Source organism: Siphonobacter sp. SORGH_AS_0500 (genome assembly GCF_031453245.1).
Classification (GTDB): Bacteria; Bacteroidota; Bacteroidia; order Cytophagales; family Spirosomataceae; genus Siphonobacter.
Window position 1 is genome coordinate 4,086,431 of sequence record NZ_JAVIYT010000001.1, and the last position, 16,478, is coordinate 4,102,908.

The window sequence follows — 16,478 nt, forward strand, 5'->3', positions numbered from 1 at the left end:
ATACATGGACATTAGCGTTATTATTCCCGTTTATAAAAGTGAGAAAACCATCGCTCCGCTCGTCGAACGTATTCTGACGACCTTGCGGGAATATGCTATTGAAATTGTATTAGTCAACGACGGTAGCCCCGATACTTCTGAAGCCGTGTGTACAAAACTGGCTCAGGATTTTGAAACGGTGAAATTCATTTCTCTGCGTCGAAATTTCGGAGAATTCAATGCCGTGATGTGCGGACTGAATTTTGCTACGGGAAAATACTGCGTCATGGTGGATGATGATTTTCAGAATCCACCTTCAGAAATCATTAAGCTCGTTGAAGAGGCCGAACGCGGTGATTATGACGTAGTTTATTCCTATTACGAAAGTAAACAGCATTCCCTTTTTCGGAACACAGGCAGCTCACTAGTGAACCAGTTGACCACTTGGTTGCTGGACAAACCCCGCGATTTATACCTGTCGAGCTTTAAGTTAATCCGACAGGAAGTCGTTCAGGAAATGATTCAGTATAAAGGCCCTTACCCTTACCTCGATGGGTTGATTTTCAGAGTTACCCGAAATGTGGGTAAAGTAGAAGTACAACACTCCAAGCGTCAGGAAGGTCGGTCTAGTTATACGTTGCGTAAATTAATTTCCCTGTTTCTGAACATTCTGTTTTGTTATTCTCCCCGCCCCATTCGACTCATTACCAATACCGGATTATTGCTCATTGTGGTTTCTTTCCTATTGGGATTTTTCGAAGTAACTAGTTCTTTAATTGGCAAACATTTACCCGAAACCGACCAGTTGGTGTGGGTAACCGTACTGTTTTTAGGGGGCATTCAGTTGGTAGCGATGGGCCTGGTGGGTGAATACGTTGGAAAGCTTTTCATGACCCAGAACGGGTTACCTCAATACGTGATTAAGAAAACGCTTCTGTAACCCGCATGATTGGCAAACGACAGGAATACGAACGCATGCACGCCACTGAACAGTCCCTGTGGTGGTATCAAAGCTTACACAGACGCGTAGGGCGAGCCATTGAAAAACACTTTGGTGAGCAGAAAGATATTCGAGTTCTGGATGCAGGCTGTGGCACGGGGGGCTTACTGGAATCGCTACGAAAACGCGGATACACCGAGCTTCAGGGACTGGATGCTTCAGAAGATGCCGTAGCCTTTACCCGGCAACGCGGCTTTCAGGTACAGCATCATAACCTGCTTCATATTGCTTCCTTCCAGCCTGGCGAAACTTTCGACGTCATCGTCTGCGATGATGTGCTGTGTTATCTGAGCGAAGAACAGATCGTTAAGGTGTTGACCGAGTTTCGCCGCAAACTTCGTCCAGGTGGTATTTTTATTTCGAATAACAATGCTTTTAACTGGCTAGGTGGAACGCACGCCGCCGCCCTGAACATTCACAGACGGTTTGTTTTATCAGATCTGAAAACCTATGCTCAGCAGGTTGGTTTGCGGATTCGTCAGGGTGGTTACTGGAGTTTAGTATTATTTCCACCGATTGCACTGGTGCGTAGCTGGCAGAATTTTCAACTCAGCCGTGGCTGGGTTAAAACTGAAAACCTAAACTCAGATGTGGCCTTACCCGCCGCCCCCATCAATCACACCCTCAATGGCTTAATGAAGCTGGAAGAACTGATCCTTCCGCTGGCCCCTTTGGGAAGCTCGGTATTTACCGTAATGGATTCTCCCCATGACTGATCTGATTAAATTCCTGTTGATTTTCAACTGGATCGTTCTGTTTTATACCGCCTGGCAATATCAGGGTCGAAACCGAAACATTTATTTCTCCCTACTAGCTCTGTTCGGGGCCATCTTTATTACTCGTTCGGCTAACCTTCTGCATAACGAACCTAACGTCGATACCAGCACCTGGCTTAACAGCACCTTAACCATTGGAAAAGCCAGCGATACCCTCTGGACCTGGCTAAATTATACCGATGGTCGTCCTTTTACGGTGGCTCCGCTCTGGCTGGGCAGTCTGCTAGGCATGCCCATTAGTTACATGAGTGCGGAGTTGATAGGTATTTTTTTGTGGTGCGTTACCCTGTACTTTCTCGCCCAAACTTTACGGGTGTTAGGCTGGCGATCCGGGCAGGTGTATGTGCTTATTCTGGCTCTGGCAGGCTTTATCGGGACGACGAGTTATGGCGATCATGTAGGTTATAACTCCGAAGTTGCCAGCATGTGGATGCTGGCCCTGGCGGTCTGGATGTGTATTCGCTGGCTTAATCAGCCTACTCCCTGGATTGCTCTGTTTTTAGGGATTATACTCGGTCTTTTGCCCTACGCCAAATTCCAGAATGCTCCGATGGGAATCGTTATTGCCGCCTTTGCGGGGATTAGCTGGATTCAGCGGAAGAACTGGCAAGTGGTGCTGTTGCTGCTTCTGGGCGGTCTATTACCCAGTCTGGGTTTTGTTCTCTATTACAGCAGCTTAGGACAACTGGAAACTTTCTGGAATCATTACTTCCTTTATTATTTTTATTACAGTTATACCGACGAATTCTCGAAACTCACGACCGCTCAGCGTTTCAGCCCCATCCGTTTTCTACAGTTGAGTCTCACGCATTATTCCATGCGATGGCTTGCGGCGGGATTATTTACAGCCGTTGGCCTTCTGCTCCTGCATTTTTTCCGCAAAACCAAAACTGCCCTCGATTGGCTGGCTCTGGCTTTGTTACTAACCACTTATTACGCCATTCTTCAGTCGGGTAACAACTTCCATCATTACGCCTTATACGTTCCTTACTTTTTCACGCTGGTCATTGGCATCTGGGGGCGGGATTTAGAGAAATCCTTACTTCAGAAACTAACGCTTTTACTAATCCTTTTCGGAGGCGTGCAGGCTGTCTGGAATCTCTGGTATCGGACACCCCTCCCCCCACCCGACCACGACGAGCTGGCTCACGAAGTTGCTCAAATCATCAAACAGAACAGCGATCCCGACGACCGAATGGTTCTCTGGGGCTGGGCTGATCGGGTCTATGTATACGCCGAGCGTCCGATGGGCCATCGCTATCCATATACGATTGGCATCTTTTATCCCAGTCCTCTACACGACGCCCGCGTGGTTGACTTTTTAAAGGATATGGAAGAAAACAAGCCCCGGATTTTTGTCGATGTCTGCGGCACTTCTCTCACCTATTTCGGCTCTGAAAAAGAACGACACGAGGCTACTCCTGAGATTGGCACCTACATTCAGCAACATTACGAACTCCTGAAGCAAACCGAAAACGTGCGGATTTACAAGCGGATGCGATAAGACTTGAAGGTAACGAGACTGATTCCATTTTATTCGGTTAACAAGGTCGGTCGCTTTTCAGGCACCGGCCTTTGTCATTAGAATTTCATAATGGTAAAGGATTTTGAAAATCTTGATGCAGATGGTTTCTTTGTGAGTATTGGCGATTATTCGGAGTAAATCCCTTCAGTTGTTAACGCGTAACGCCCACGTCAATTATTACCCAATTTATCGATCTTCTTGATATTATGTCCTTTTTTTACTCCGTATTGAAGTCCCGCCACGCCTGGGAAATCTTAAGCTGGCTCAGTCTGGTCATCATGGGAATTCTGTGGGCTAGAGCTGGTTTTTCGAAGAATTTATCAAAAAAGCAACATACCTTATTACTCTTCTTTTTGATTGGTTTTCTGATTATTAACCGAATCCTGATTCTGTTTTTTAATCATGAAATGAACGCCGATGAAAGTCAGCTCCTTTCGCAATCCATTACCCTAGCCAAACACCAGGTCTATTGGAAATCAGTAGATGGGGCTACGATGGGGCCTTTGTCATCGTACTATGCATCCATTCCCGCCTATTTTGGTTTCGCTCTGGATTTCATGTCACTCCGCTGGACGGGCTTTTTCTGTCTCATCGTTACCGTCTTAAGCACGTATGGGGCTATTGTTAATTTCTTTTCCGCCCAAACCGCCCGAATTGCCACGTTTCCCATGGTCGCTTTTCTGGCTTTTGCTTTACACTATGACTTCCTTCACGCCACCAACGAGCAGTTGTCCCTGGCATTATTGGGCCTGAGTTACTGGCAATATTCCCGCATCTGGAAGCTGCAACGATTTACCTCTCCGGGAGATTTGATTCTTCTGACTTTCCTATGTAGCCTTATTCCCTTTGCGAAACTTCAGGGAACGCCTCCAGCCTTAGTCATTATTCTGGCTACCCTGATCGGACTTTTTCAAAACCGCTTTGCTTTATCGGCGGCAGCGTTCCGAAAAACCTTACTTCTCTTTATTCTAGGCGGGATCAGTTTTCCTGCTTTAGTCATTGCCTTGACGTTCGCTTTTGGCGTTTTTGATGATTTTGTTTACTTCTATTTCTTAGGTAACCTCACGTATTCGGCTGGCGGCTCATTTGCTCATTACGTTTCCTTATTCCCTGCCTATGTGCATCGGGCTACGGACTTTGAATATTACCTGGCCATTATTCTGCTAGCGGTTATGGGCGGACTTTTCGTTCCCACAACCCGCTACTCAAACCGATCCCTGTTACTCTTTTTTATCGGAGCCGTTTTAGCTAGCTTATACGCTATTATTAAGCCCGGTAACGAATTTATTCACTACCTGCTTTACCTATTGACGCCGTGTAGCTTACTGGCTGCCTGGGTGATAGACCGCTGGCCTTCGCCCGTTTACGCTGCCGTGTTCACGAGTTTGGTAGTGCTTTCCATTATTTATAAAAATACCCATGCTCCAGCTTCGCTGAGCCGAATGAATCAGGCCTTTAATCAGGTTCCGTTTGGTCATATTAAGATGGATATTTCGGAGCCTTCACAGGTAGCTTTAACCTACGCCAGAGCAGGAGAATACCTCGTGGTTTGGGGCTGGGCTCCGAGATTTAACGTTGAAACGCAAATGCCCATGGGGGTTTGCGATAATCACACCATCCGCTGCGTACTGGGTGATGCGGCCCATCAGGCCAAACACCGGGAACGTTACATCCGTAACATTACCCGCACCGTTCCCCCGGTTTTCTTTGATGCCGTTGGAAAGAATTCTACCTGGTTAACCGATTCCAAACGTTACGGATACCACGTTTTTCCCGAGTTAAAAGCTTTCATCGATAAGTATTATACACTGGCCAAAACAGTGGATGACGTTCGCATTTTCGTTCGTACCGATCGTTATTTGGACGTTACGCCTCCCGCTCCACCAACCGAAGATAGTATTCCTTAATCTACCTACATTCCCCTTTTTCAGGGCCGGATTCAGCCCCGGCCTTCAACGGAATAATCGACATTCCTATCCTGCTTTTTTGTAAACATTCACAGAATGGCAGTGAACCCTTTTAAAATCCCTATTTTTGCGGCACGAAATGGGATGTCATTCTATCCTGTCATGTTATGCTACGTACACAAACTTGCGGCGAAGGCCGCCTTACCCAGGCTGGACAGGAAGTAACCCTGTGCGGTTGGGTGCAACGCATCCGCGATAAAGGAGGCATGATCTGGATCGACCTGCGGGATCGATACGGCATTACACAGTTAATTTTTGAAGAAGGGTCAACGGCTGCTTCTGTTCTCGAAACGGCCCGTTCTCTGGGTCGCGAATACGTCGTTTCTGCTACAGGAACGATTGTAGAGCGGGTAGCGAAAAACCCTAATCTACCTACGGGTGATATCGAGGTAAAGGTGGCAAAACTGGAAGTACTGAACCCCGCCAAGTTACCTCCCTTTCTGATTGAAGATGAAACCGACGGTGGCGATGATATTCGCATGAAATATCGTTACCTAGATCTTCGTCGGGGCATCGTTCGCAAGAACCTGGAACTTCGCCATCAGGTAGCCCGTCGGACGCGTCAGTATCTCGACGAGCTAAACTTCATCGAAGTAGAAACGCCCGTTCTGATTAAATCGACGCCCGAAGGGGCCCGCGATTTCGTCGTGCCCAGCCGTATGAATCCCGGTGAATTCTACGCTTTGCCCCAGTCACCCCAAACGTTCAAGCAATTATTGATGGTATCGGGTTTTGACCGTTATTATCAGATTGTGAAGTGTTTTCGGGATGAAGATCTACGGGCTGACCGTCAGCCTGAGTTTACGCAAATCGACTGCGAAATGTCGTTTGTTACGCAGGAAGACGTGCTGAACACGTTTGAAGGACTGGTACGTCATTTATTCCGCACGGTCAAAAATATAGAGTTACCCGAAACGCTCGTTCGCATGCCTTATTCAGAAGCTATGCGTCGCTTTGGTTCTGATAAACCAGACATTCGTTTCGGTATGGAATTCGTAGAATTGAAAGGTGAAGACACTGACCTGATTTCAGGTAAAGATTTCGTCGTTTTTGATTCTGCTGAACTCGTTGTAGGTATTGCCGCTCCCGGTTGTGCGGAATACACGCGTAAGCAAATCGACGAATTAACGGAATGGGTAAAACGCCCCCAAGTTGGAGCGAAAGGCCTGGTCTACGCCCGCGTAAATGCCGATGGTTCCGTTAAATCTTCGGTTGATAAATTCTATTCGGAGACCGAACTGAAAGCCTGGGCCGAGAAGTTCGGTGCCAAGCCCGGCGATCTGTTATTAATTCTGGCTGGCGGAGCGGATAAGACTCGGAAGCAACTCAACGAATTACGTCTGGAGCTGGGTAACCGCCTGGGTCTGCGTAACCCTGATGAATATTCCGTTCACTGGGTCGTTGATTTCCCCTTATTGGAGTGGAGTGAAGAAGAAAATCGTTACTTCGCCATGCACCACCCCTTCACCAGCCCCAAGCCAGAGGACATGGCTCTGATCGCTACCGATCCCGGTAAAGTTCGGGCTAATGCCTATGATATGGTGATTAATGGAGTGGAAGTGGGCGGCGGTTCGGTTCGTATTTTCCAGAAAGACATTCAGTCACGTATGTTCGATCTGCTAGGATTTACGCCCGAAGAAGCTCAGAATCAGTTTGGTTTCTTATTGAATGCCTTCGAATTTGGAGCCCCTCCACACGCGGGTATCGCTTTCGGTTTCGACCGTCTTTGCTCGCTTTTCGGAGGTGCCGATACCATTCGTGACTTCATCGCTTTCCCGAAAAACAACGCGGGTCGCGATGTCATGATTGACAGTCCTTCGCTCATCGCAGCTAAGCAAATGGACGAGCTGAAAATCAAGACCGTTTTGTAAGTTAGTAATTTTCGTATTTAGGGTTTAGAGTTACTTATGCTTTGAATCTTATTCTATTATTAAACCCATTTCAGTTGTTCGGCTGGAATGGGTTTTCTTTGTTTTAGCCTTCTTGCTCTTCAGAATCTTCAGTTAGGTCTTCTCTCCTTTTAATTTATTAGTAAATCCTTATTTTTGGTCAGAGCAAAAAGACATAACCTCTCCTCCTTATGATTTTCAGATACTTAACGATTGCTTCAGTCCTGACTGTTACGGGCCTAAGTTTTTCTAATTTATCTCAACCTACCCCACCCGAATCACCCGAAACGACCTTTAAAACGCTCTGTTCCAGTTGCCACGGTGATGTGCAGGCCTTTGTAGACCGCAAGTGGAAACATGGCACCAGCAAGGACGAACTCATCGCCAGTATCAGCAAAGGCTACGCCGATTTTGGCATGCCAGCCTGGGAAGGTACCCTAAAACCCGCTCAGATTGAAGGCATTGCTCAGTTGATTCAAACGAGTATTGAAAAAGGGAATCGCTACAGCTTTAACAACAAACCCAAATCAAATATTTTTAAAACTGAAGCGTTTACGGCCCGACTCGATACCGTAGCTTCTGGACTGGATAATCCCTGGGGCATGGGTTTTCTGCCCGATGGAAACCTGCTGGTAACCGACCGAAACGGGAAGATTTATTTGGTCGATTCCAAACAGCATAAGACGGAAGTAAGCGGCGGACCCGAAGTATTGGCTCAAGGTCAGGGCGGATTACTAGATGTTACTTTACACCCGAATTTTGCTAAAAATCATTGGGTGTATTTTTCTTATTCGGCGTTCAAAGATGCTCCCGAGGGAAAATTATCTACAACAGCGGTCATGCGAGCTAAATTGGAAGGTAACCAGTTGAGCGATCAGAAGATTATTTTCGAAGCATTACCTTACTCCAAAACCCGTCACCACTACGGTTCACGAATGGCTTTTGATAAAAATGGCTATCTCTTTGTAACCGTTGGAGAACGCGGGAGCGAAAAAACAAATCCGCAAAATCTGGATAGCGATTTAGGGAAAATTCACCGGATGAAAGACGACGGTAGTCCAATAAATGACAACCCGTTTAAGGATAAAACGAAGGGTACCATTTACTCTTGGGGTCACCGCAACCCACAAGGTTTATTAATCGACCCAGCCACGGGAACGATCTGGGAAACCGAGCACGGTCCCCGTGGCGGTGATGAGTTGAATATGGTTCGGAAAGGAGCTAACTACGGCTGGCCGGTTATTTCATATGGGATTAACTATGACGGAAAGGTCATTACTGATCTGAAAGCCAAAGACGGCATGGAGCAGGCTCAGCATTACTGGGTTCCGTCTATTGCTCCAAGCGGATTGGCTCTGGTCACGGGTAATCGATATTCAGCCTGGAAGGGCAACTTATTAATTGGTTCGCTGCGTTTTAGATACCTGAATCGCTGCGTAATTAAGAATAATAAAGTAGTGAAGGAAGAAATTCTATTCCCCAATATTGGCCGCGTTCGGAACGTTAGCATAGGACCGGACGGTTATGCCTACATTGCCGTCGAAGACCCCGGATATATTTACCGAATTGCTGTTCAGTAGTTTTCAGTATCAATAGTTTTCAGTCTGCGGTTTTCAGTTTTCAATGCTATAAGTAGCATTGCCGAAGGGTTAAATGATTTCTTTCGTTTGGGGATTATTTATTCGGGGGTATTCAAACTAGGGGTATTCAGGCAGAAGCTATCTACAAAACCGCGTCCGCCAGAACAGGTTTATTTATCTCCCCCCCGGATTTCATCCGGGGCTATTCATGTTGAACCCCTCCGGGGTTATATTTTCAACTCATACGAGTATTCTCTACCTTTATAAATTTTCTCTTTCCAACTGAAAACTGAAAACTCAAGTCCCGGGAATGTATTTTTTAGGGCTGCTCATCTTTTTACATTTTACCCTCAGTTGTGCGTATGCTTTCTTCCGCTGAAAAACAGAGATATCAAAAACACCTGCTTTTACCCGAAATGGGTCCCGAAGGACAGGAACGCCTTAAGAGTGCCCGCGTGTTGGTGGTAGGTGCTGGAGGACTGGGTTGCCCGGTGCTTTTGTATCTATCTGCAGCGGGTGTAGGTACCATTGGCATTGTCGACGGAGATACCGTTGATGAAACGAATCTGCAACGTCAGGTACTTTATGAGTCAGCTGACGTCGCTCGTCCCAAAGCCACCGTAGCAGCCAATCGTCTTCGCCGACTGAATGATTTGATTGAATACGAATACTTCCCAACTAATCTAGTTTCAGAAAACGCCGCTTCCATCATTGATGGGTTCGATATCGTGGTGGATTGCACGGATAACTTCTCCGTTCGCTATCTGATTAATGACATCTGCGTTTTGCAGGGAAAACCATTTGTCTACGGAGCCATTCACCGCTTCGAGGGCCAGGTTTCGGCATTCAACTATGTCAAAGAAGGTATTTTAGGTCCTACCTACCGTTGCCTCTTTCCTACTCCACCCAGCGGTCTGGAAATTCCTAATTGTGCGGAAGTAGGCGTAGTGGGAATTCTCCCGGGCATGATCGGTATGTTTCAGGCCAATGAGGTAATCAAGATTATTACGGGTATTGGAAATGTGCTGTCGGGAGAGTTGTTACTGGTAGATTTACTGGAAAATTCGCAGCGGAAAATGAAATTCAAACGCCGCTCTGACGCAGAAACATTGGCTGAAGAAGGATTAAAAACGAACCGAAAAATAGCAGCAAATGAATTATTACCTACGGAATTATCAGCAGTAGAGTTAGTTCGTCAGCTCAAACGCGAGCCGGATACATTTTTGCTGGATGTCAGAAACCCGGAAGAATATGATGTTTGTCACTTACCCGGAGCTGTGTTAATTCCTATGGCAACCATTCCAGCCAATTTTGATCAGGTTCCTCGTGACCGTCCGGTAGTGGTGTATTGTCATCACGGCATGCGATCAGCCAGCGTGATTCAATATTTGGCTCATGAGCACGGTTACGATAATTTATCTAATCTCGCAGGCGGCATCCACTCCTGGGCCGAAGATGTAGATATGCGAATGGCTAAGTATTAGGTTTGATGGAGGTTGATAGGGTCAACGGATGGATTCAGTTGCTCCAGTAATAAAACTTTCCGAAAGTTTAAGGCTTTCGGGAAGTTCAAAAAATTAGGATAGTCATGAAGAAACTGCAATGGATCAAACTTTCTCTAACGCTGTATCCAACCTCCTCAGACTCCATTAAACTCGCCTCCTTTACCAGCCAAAGTACCCTTCTGGCGTAATTCCTTTCAGGCGTAAATAAACAATGCTCTGACCTCGGTGGTGGATGATATGATTTTCCAGAGCATAACATAGCTGTCTTCCAGTGATAGCTTCGCCGACAAACTCCTGCATTTTGCTTAGTTGTTCGGGCTTTAAAGCTGAAACCGTTTGCTGTACCCAATCATAAAAACGATTTAACTCTGCTGCTACCTCTGCTTTCGATCGCTGATTCCAGCCCTGAGCAGTTTCATAAGGATCTTTCACTCCTACCCGATTGGCCAGTTGAGCCGTAGTATAGATCATGCCATGCACAAACTGCATTCGAAACGAGAACATTTCAGGCATGGGCTTAAAATTCAGATGTTCTTCCGGCATCTGATTAAAGATCGTCAGTGTATACTCACGCGAGCGTTTCCAGGCCTGGCTAAATTCTTTCTGAAAGGCTTCTTCTTTAGCAGAAGCCTGAGCCGTCAATGCCGAACTTGCCCATAAGCCGCTTACTAAAGTTTGAATCGCTTGTCTCCTTTTCATTTTCAATCCTTTAATCGATAACTAAAGCTAGCGAAAAATCAGGTTATAAAACAAAGAATCCGCTTGGTCAATCCGAGCGGATTCTTTGTTTATAGCTCCCTGGGTTACTTTTCCCGCTCGATTAGATTTTTGAAAAAGTCGCTGAGCAGTTTCTTCTTTTCTTCGGAAACATTCAGAGCGTTCAGGTATTCGAATCCTTGTTCAAAGCAGCGATTCATCTCTGCTTCCGCCGCTTCCCGAACCCCCAACTGATTATAAATCTCCGTTACCGCCTGAATTTTTTCGATATTATTATGATCCGCTGAGGATAACCAAAATTGTAAGGCCTCCTGCGTTTCACCTTCAGCTTTGTCCAGAGCATCTATTAATAGATACGTTTTTTTATTTGCCAGAATATCACCGCCGACCAGCTTCCCAAACTTGCCAGGATCGCCGTATACGTCCAGTAAGTCATCCTTCAGTTGAAACCCAAGACCGATGGCATCACCCAGTTTCTTGAGTAATAAGCCGGTTTCTTCATCGGCTCCACCAATAATTCCGCCTAGTTCCAGAGCAAAGCCTAACAATACAGCCGTTTTCAGACGAATCATTTCCAGATACTGAGCCTTGGTAACATCCGAACGCTTCTCGAAATTCATGTCTAGTTGCTGTCCTTCGCACACTTCAGCCGCCGCCCGATTGAACTTTTTCAAAACGGCCTTCAGATGAGCCGTTTCTACCTCCGTCATGAATTCATACGCCGAAACCAGCATCACATCTCCTGAAAGAATAGCCACGTTTTCGTTCCACTTTTCGTGCACCGAAGGTTGCCCACGACGAATCGGAGCTTTGTCCATAATATCATCGTGCATGAGCGTGAAGTTGTGAAAAACCTCCACTCCAATCGCAGGCCGAACGGCTTTCTGCCAGCTTTCCGTAAACAGAGCCGCCGACATAACAGTCAATAAAGGACGAATCCGCTTACCGCCCAGACTCATGATATACTGAATGGGTTCGTATAATTCGATGGGAGATTGGCCGTATTCGGTAGTTGCAATGGTTTGCTCGATAGCAGCAGTATAGTCGTTGAGTAGCATAAGGATCCGTAACAGAAGCAATTCATCCCCTATTTAGGATGGTTGAATTGGGTTTTCAAAATTAACTCGCTCAGGCAACTTTCTGTTATCAACTTCCGTTTTCAGCGTAATAAATCTTAACATTATCAGAGATTCTACCCAAATTTGATCTCAAATCAAACGATACATGCGTTCCATCCTTACTTTTTGCTGCATGCTGGCCCTTTCGGTGGCAGGCTGGTCTTTCGCTCCTATTCAAGAGAAACCGCAGTCCCCTAAAGCGGCAAAAATTGAGTGGCTTACCATAGAGGAAGCCTACGCCCGCAACCAAAAAGAGCCCCGCAAATTCATGATTGATGTTTACACCGACTGGTGTGGCTGGTGCAAGGTAATGGATCGGGAGACCTTCACGAATCCTAAAGTCGTAGAATATGTGAACCAAAAATATTACGCTGTAAAGCTTGATGCAGAGGGTAAAAACCCTATCAAACTGGGCTCTCACACCTTTAACTACATCGCTCAGGGGAATCGAGGGTATCAGGAGCTGGCGGCCTTATTAATGAACGGCAAAATGAGCTTCCCCACCGTGGTCTTCATGGACGAAACATTCGTCCAGAACAATGAACTACAAGTAATCCAGGCAGTACCCGGTTTTCACAAAGCCCCTGATTTTCATCAGATTATTACGTTTTTTGGCGATAATTATCATAAAAAGCAAACGCCCTGGGAGAAGTATAAAAGCGAGATTTATCCGAAGGCGTTTACCCGTTGATCTAGTAGTTACAACTGAAGAAGCCTACACAAATCCCAACTTTGTGTAGGCTTTTTTATTGATCAGGTTAACTGAGAATCAGGCTTGTTTTAAACTTTTCCAAGATGAATTTTACTTTTGCCCTCCTTTGGGCTCTATACATAATTATCCAGTAGTAGATTGATTTTATCTGCTTTCTACTAATAATCATATAAAGCAAGTCTTAGATTATATTGCTGAGTTTCACTTAGATAAAATAAAATTTTAAAAAATTATCCCTATTTATTTAAAATTTTAAATAATACAGAATAGATTTGTATGAAATAAAATTATTGTTCGCTCCCTCTGAACAGAATAAAATAACATTATTAATATAGAATACAGAATATTCACTTACAAATGTTATCAATAGGCATTAATTAAAGTTTTTGTAGATAAAGTATCAGAATATCAATAATGACCAACCTTTGCGTACCCGTCATTATAACTATTTAAAGTAATCAGTATAATTATTTCTCGACCTCTATACTCTGCTTAATTTATAAGAATACAACCCGCAAGCTGTATACACACGTACGAATTAAACTTAAACTTCATTTTCCATTCTTCTTATGAAAAGAAGCTTATCTAAGACCTCATTGTTGGTTCTTACTTGTCTGGGAATGTGGCTTTCAGGTGCAGAGACTCCTACTTATGGTAGAGAAAATTCTGCTACCATGAGCATCGATCGCCAGATTACGGGTAAGGTGACAGATGAAAAAGGAGAGCCTTTAGCAGGGGCTACCGTATCTATTAAAGGTACCACTCAAGGTTCTATTACCGGGGCCGATGGTAACTTTACGCTTTCTATCCCTAATGACCAGGCGGTTATTATCGTTTCTTACGTTGGCTATAATAAGAAAGAAGTTACCGTTGGAACCCAGACCGTACTCAATGTAAGTCTGGCTCCTAATGATGGTAATCTTCAGGAAGTAGTAGTAACGGCTTTGGGCGTATCGAAAGAAGCCCGTACCGTAGGGTATGCCGTATCAACGATCAATGCAGAAGTAATGACTAAAGCCCGTGAAACCAACCTTGGTAACTCGCTGGCTGGTCGGGTAGCAGGTCTGAGTGTTCGCGGAACCAACGGTGGTCCTGGCGGCACTTCTAAGCTTTTACTTCGCGGTATGCCTAGTATGAACTCTGGTGGTGCTCCTCTGATCATCATCAATGGTGTTCCAATGGATAATACTCAACGCGGAAGTGCTGGTGAGTGGGGTGGTGCCGATGGTGGCGATGGTTTAGGTAACTTAAACCCCGATGACATCGAGAACATGACTGTTCTGAAAGGCCAATCTGCTTCGGCTCTTTACGGTGCCCGTGCTTCTAATGGTGTTATTTTGATTACTACGAAAAAAGGTAGAAAAGGAGAGTTCTCAGTTGATTATAACCTGAACTACGCCATGGATACCCCAATGAACTTGACGGACTTCCAATATGAATATGGTCAAGGTCAATATGGTAGCAAACCTACGTCAATTGCCGATGCTCAGCAGTCAACTCGTTTGAGCTGGGGTGCGAAACTGGACGGTTCAATGATGACTCAGTTCGATGGAAACCAATATGCTTATTCTGCTCAGAAGAATAACATTAAGAATTTCTACCGTACAGGAGCTAGCACTACAAATACGGTATCTATTGGACAGGGTGGTGAAAACGGTTCTTTCCGGTTATCCCTTTCTAATCTGGATAACAAGTCTATTCTGCCTAACAGTGGATTAAGTCGTAAAACAATCAACTTAACGGCTGATCAGAACATCACGAAAAAGTTCAGCGTAAGTGTAATGGCTAATTACATCAACGAGCGGGTCCATAACAAGCCTCAGTTGAGTGACGGTCCATTGAACGCTAACAATGGTATGTTCCTGGCAACAAACGTAGATGAGCGGATTCTGGCTCCGGGCTATAACCCAACAACGGGCGAAGAGATTGTATTCAGCGATGATTCTTACGTAACAAACCCTTACTTCGTTACCAGTAAATACACTAACAACGTAACTCGTCAGCGTCTGATTTCGATGCTGTCAACGAAATACCAGTTTGCCGATTGGATTTTTGCTCAAGCTCGGATTGGTTATGACAATGCCAATGATCAGATTTTCAAAGTAACTCCCTGGGGAACGGCTTATTCTATCAAATCGGATCCAGTAGGACAAGGAGCTTTAGATGAACAATCGGTGGCCCGTACAACAGAAATGAACATTGACGGTTTGATCGGTATCAATAAAAATATTACCGAAGACTTGTCATTCAATGCTTTGCTTGGTGCTAACCTCCGTAAAAATAATTACGACAAACAATCCATTAGTGGTAGTCCTTTCGTTCTTCGTGATTTATACAGTTGGAGAAACGTTGTAAACTACAATCGTGATTATAATTACACTGCTTCAGAGGTAGTTTCTTATTACTACAGCTTTGATTTGGGTTACAAAAACTTCCTGAGTTTAACTACTACAGGACGTTATGACGGCTTTTCTAAATTAGCCCCGAACGCTTTTAGTGTATTCACGCCTTCGGTTTCTGGTTCTTTCGTTTTCTCTGACCTGGTTAAAGTAAACAAGCTTAGCTTTGGTAAGCTTCGTGCTTCTTACGCAGTGACCAGTGGTGAGCCTGCAGACCCTTATAAGACTAAAGTTTATTACTCCGTTGGTAACTCTCTTAATGGTATTGCTACGGGTAATTTCGGTACTGCACTACCCAACTTAGGTCTGAAACCATTCACGAAAAGTGAGCTTGAGATTGGTTTAGAGTTGAAATTCTTCTCAGGTCGTTTAGGTCTGGATGCTTCTTACTACACGCAGAAGACCAATAACGAGATCATGAATGCAAACTATAGCTTTGCAGCAGGTTATACATCAGGCTTAGTAGCAACGGGGTCGACTCAAAACCAGGGTCTGGAATTACAATTGAATGGTACGCCAGTGAAAACTTCGAACTTCACCTGGAATACGTCCATTAACCTGACTTCTGTTAAGAATAAAATCTTAAGTACCGACGAGAACAATAATCCTGTTGCTTTAGGTAAAAACAGGGCCACGCTTGACAACGCAACGACTGCTTTTGTTCCTGGTTATTCAGGTCCTCAAATCAGAGCTTACGATTATAAGTATGGTGCGAATGGTCAGATCGTAGTAGATGCCGCTGGTGTTCCTGTTCGTGGCGATCTGAAAACCTGGGGTACTGTATTACCTACCCTGTTCGGTGGTTGGAATAACGACTTCTCATTCCATAACTTCAATCTGGCCTTCCTGATTGACTACAACTATGGTAATAAAATTCTCTCTGCAACAGAATACGCTACGTACTTCAGAGGTCTGAACAAAGCTACGCTTGTAGGTCGTGAAACTGGTTTTATTACTACTGGTGTAACAGCAGATGGTGCGGCAAGCACTACTAAAACGCCCGTTCAGGATTACTACCGTGGCTTAGCAAATAACATCACCAGAACCAGCGTTATTGACGGAGACTTCATCAAACTGCGTCAGGTTACTTTAGGATATAACTTACCTGCCAAATTATTGCAAGGACTGCCTCTAATCAAGGCTGTTAATGTTTCTCTGGTGGGTCGGAATTTGTTATACCTGATGAAAAAAGCGAAGAACATCGATCCTGAATCTTCTTTCGGAGCAAACCTGAACTACTACGGTATTGAAGGTACTGGTCTTCCTTCCGCTCGTACCTATGGCGTTAACTTAAACATTAAGTTTAAATAA

11 protein-coding genes are annotated in these 16,478 nt (G+C 45.0%); 9 read left to right on the plus strand and 2 right to left on the minus strand.

All coding sequences use genetic code 11. The features are described 5' to 3' along the window. The first annotated feature begins 4 nt into the window (after positions 1-4). The 7 genes from QE357_RS17360 (at position 5) to moeB (ending at position 10,200) form a co-directional block, all read left to right on the plus strand. On the plus strand, positions 5-919 hold the full coding sequence (locus tag QE357_RS17360) for a glycosyltransferase family 2 protein (RefSeq protein ID WP_106637401.1): 915 nt from the start codon (positions 5-7) through the stop codon (positions 917-919). Between the two features lie 5 nt (positions 920-924). Beyond that, entirely contained in the window at positions 925-1,695 is a 771-nt protein-coding gene (locus QE357_RS17365; protein WP_309710122.1) for a methyltransferase domain-containing protein, read from the plus strand. Then, positions 1,688-3,259: a hypothetical protein gene (locus QE357_RS17370; RefSeq protein WP_309710125.1), complete on the plus strand. Its 1,572-nt coding sequence runs from the start codon at positions 1,688-1,690 to the stop codon at positions 3,257-3,259. The genes QE357_RS17365 and QE357_RS17370 overlap by 8 nt, the downstream gene beginning before the upstream one ends. Positions 3,260-3,486: 227 nt before the next feature. Then, positions 3,487-5,187 (plus strand): hypothetical protein, encoded by a 1,701-nt coding sequence (locus tag QE357_RS17375; protein ID WP_309710128.1) that lies wholly within the window; start codon positions 3,487-3,489, stop codon positions 5,185-5,187. 167 nt (positions 5,188-5,354) lie between these two features. Next, positions 5,355-7,118, plus strand: coding sequence for an aspartate--tRNA ligase (gene aspS / locus QE357_RS17380; RefSeq protein WP_309710132.1), 1,764 nt, complete (start codon positions 5,355-5,357; stop codon positions 7,116-7,118). 209 nt (positions 7,119-7,327) lie between these two features. Further along, entirely contained in the window at positions 7,328-8,716 is a 1,389-nt protein-coding gene (locus QE357_RS17385; protein WP_309710135.1) for a PQQ-dependent sugar dehydrogenase, read from the plus strand. A gap of 362 nt (positions 8,717-9,078) precedes the next feature. Further along, positions 9,079-10,200 carry a molybdopterin-synthase adenylyltransferase MoeB gene (moeB, locus tag QE357_RS17390; RefSeq protein ID WP_106637395.1) on the plus strand — a complete coding sequence of 374 codons (1,122 nt, stop codon included), beginning with the start codon at positions 9,079-9,081 and terminating at the stop codon, positions 10,198-10,200. A gap of 180 nt (positions 10,201-10,380) precedes the next feature. Here moeB and QE357_RS17395 read toward each other — a convergent pair whose 3' ends face one another. Together QE357_RS17395 and QE357_RS17400 are read right to left on the minus strand one after the other, a co-directional pair. Continuing rightward, complete coding sequence (locus QE357_RS17395) at positions 10,381-10,920, minus strand: DinB family protein (protein ID WP_106637394.1); 540 nt, start codon at positions 10,918-10,920, stop codon at positions 10,381-10,383. Positions 10,921-11,024: 104 nt separating this feature from the next. Continuing rightward, the gene (locus QE357_RS17400) at positions 11,025-11,996 is read right to left on the minus strand and encodes a polyprenyl synthetase family protein (RefSeq protein ID WP_106637409.1); all 972 of its coding nucleotides are present in this window, start codon (positions 11,994-11,996) and stop codon (positions 11,025-11,027) included. 166 nt (positions 11,997-12,162) lie between these two features. On the opposite strand from QE357_RS17400, the gene QE357_RS17405 reads away from it, so the two are divergent. After that, complete coding sequence (locus QE357_RS17405) at positions 12,163-12,747, plus strand: DUF255 domain-containing protein (RefSeq protein ID WP_232793754.1); 585 nt, start codon at positions 12,163-12,165, stop codon at positions 12,745-12,747. 590 nt (positions 12,748-13,337) lie between these two features. Beyond that, entirely contained in the window at positions 13,338-16,478 is a 3,141-nt protein-coding gene (locus QE357_RS17410) for a SusC/RagA family TonB-linked outer membrane protein (protein ID WP_409050250.1), read from the plus strand.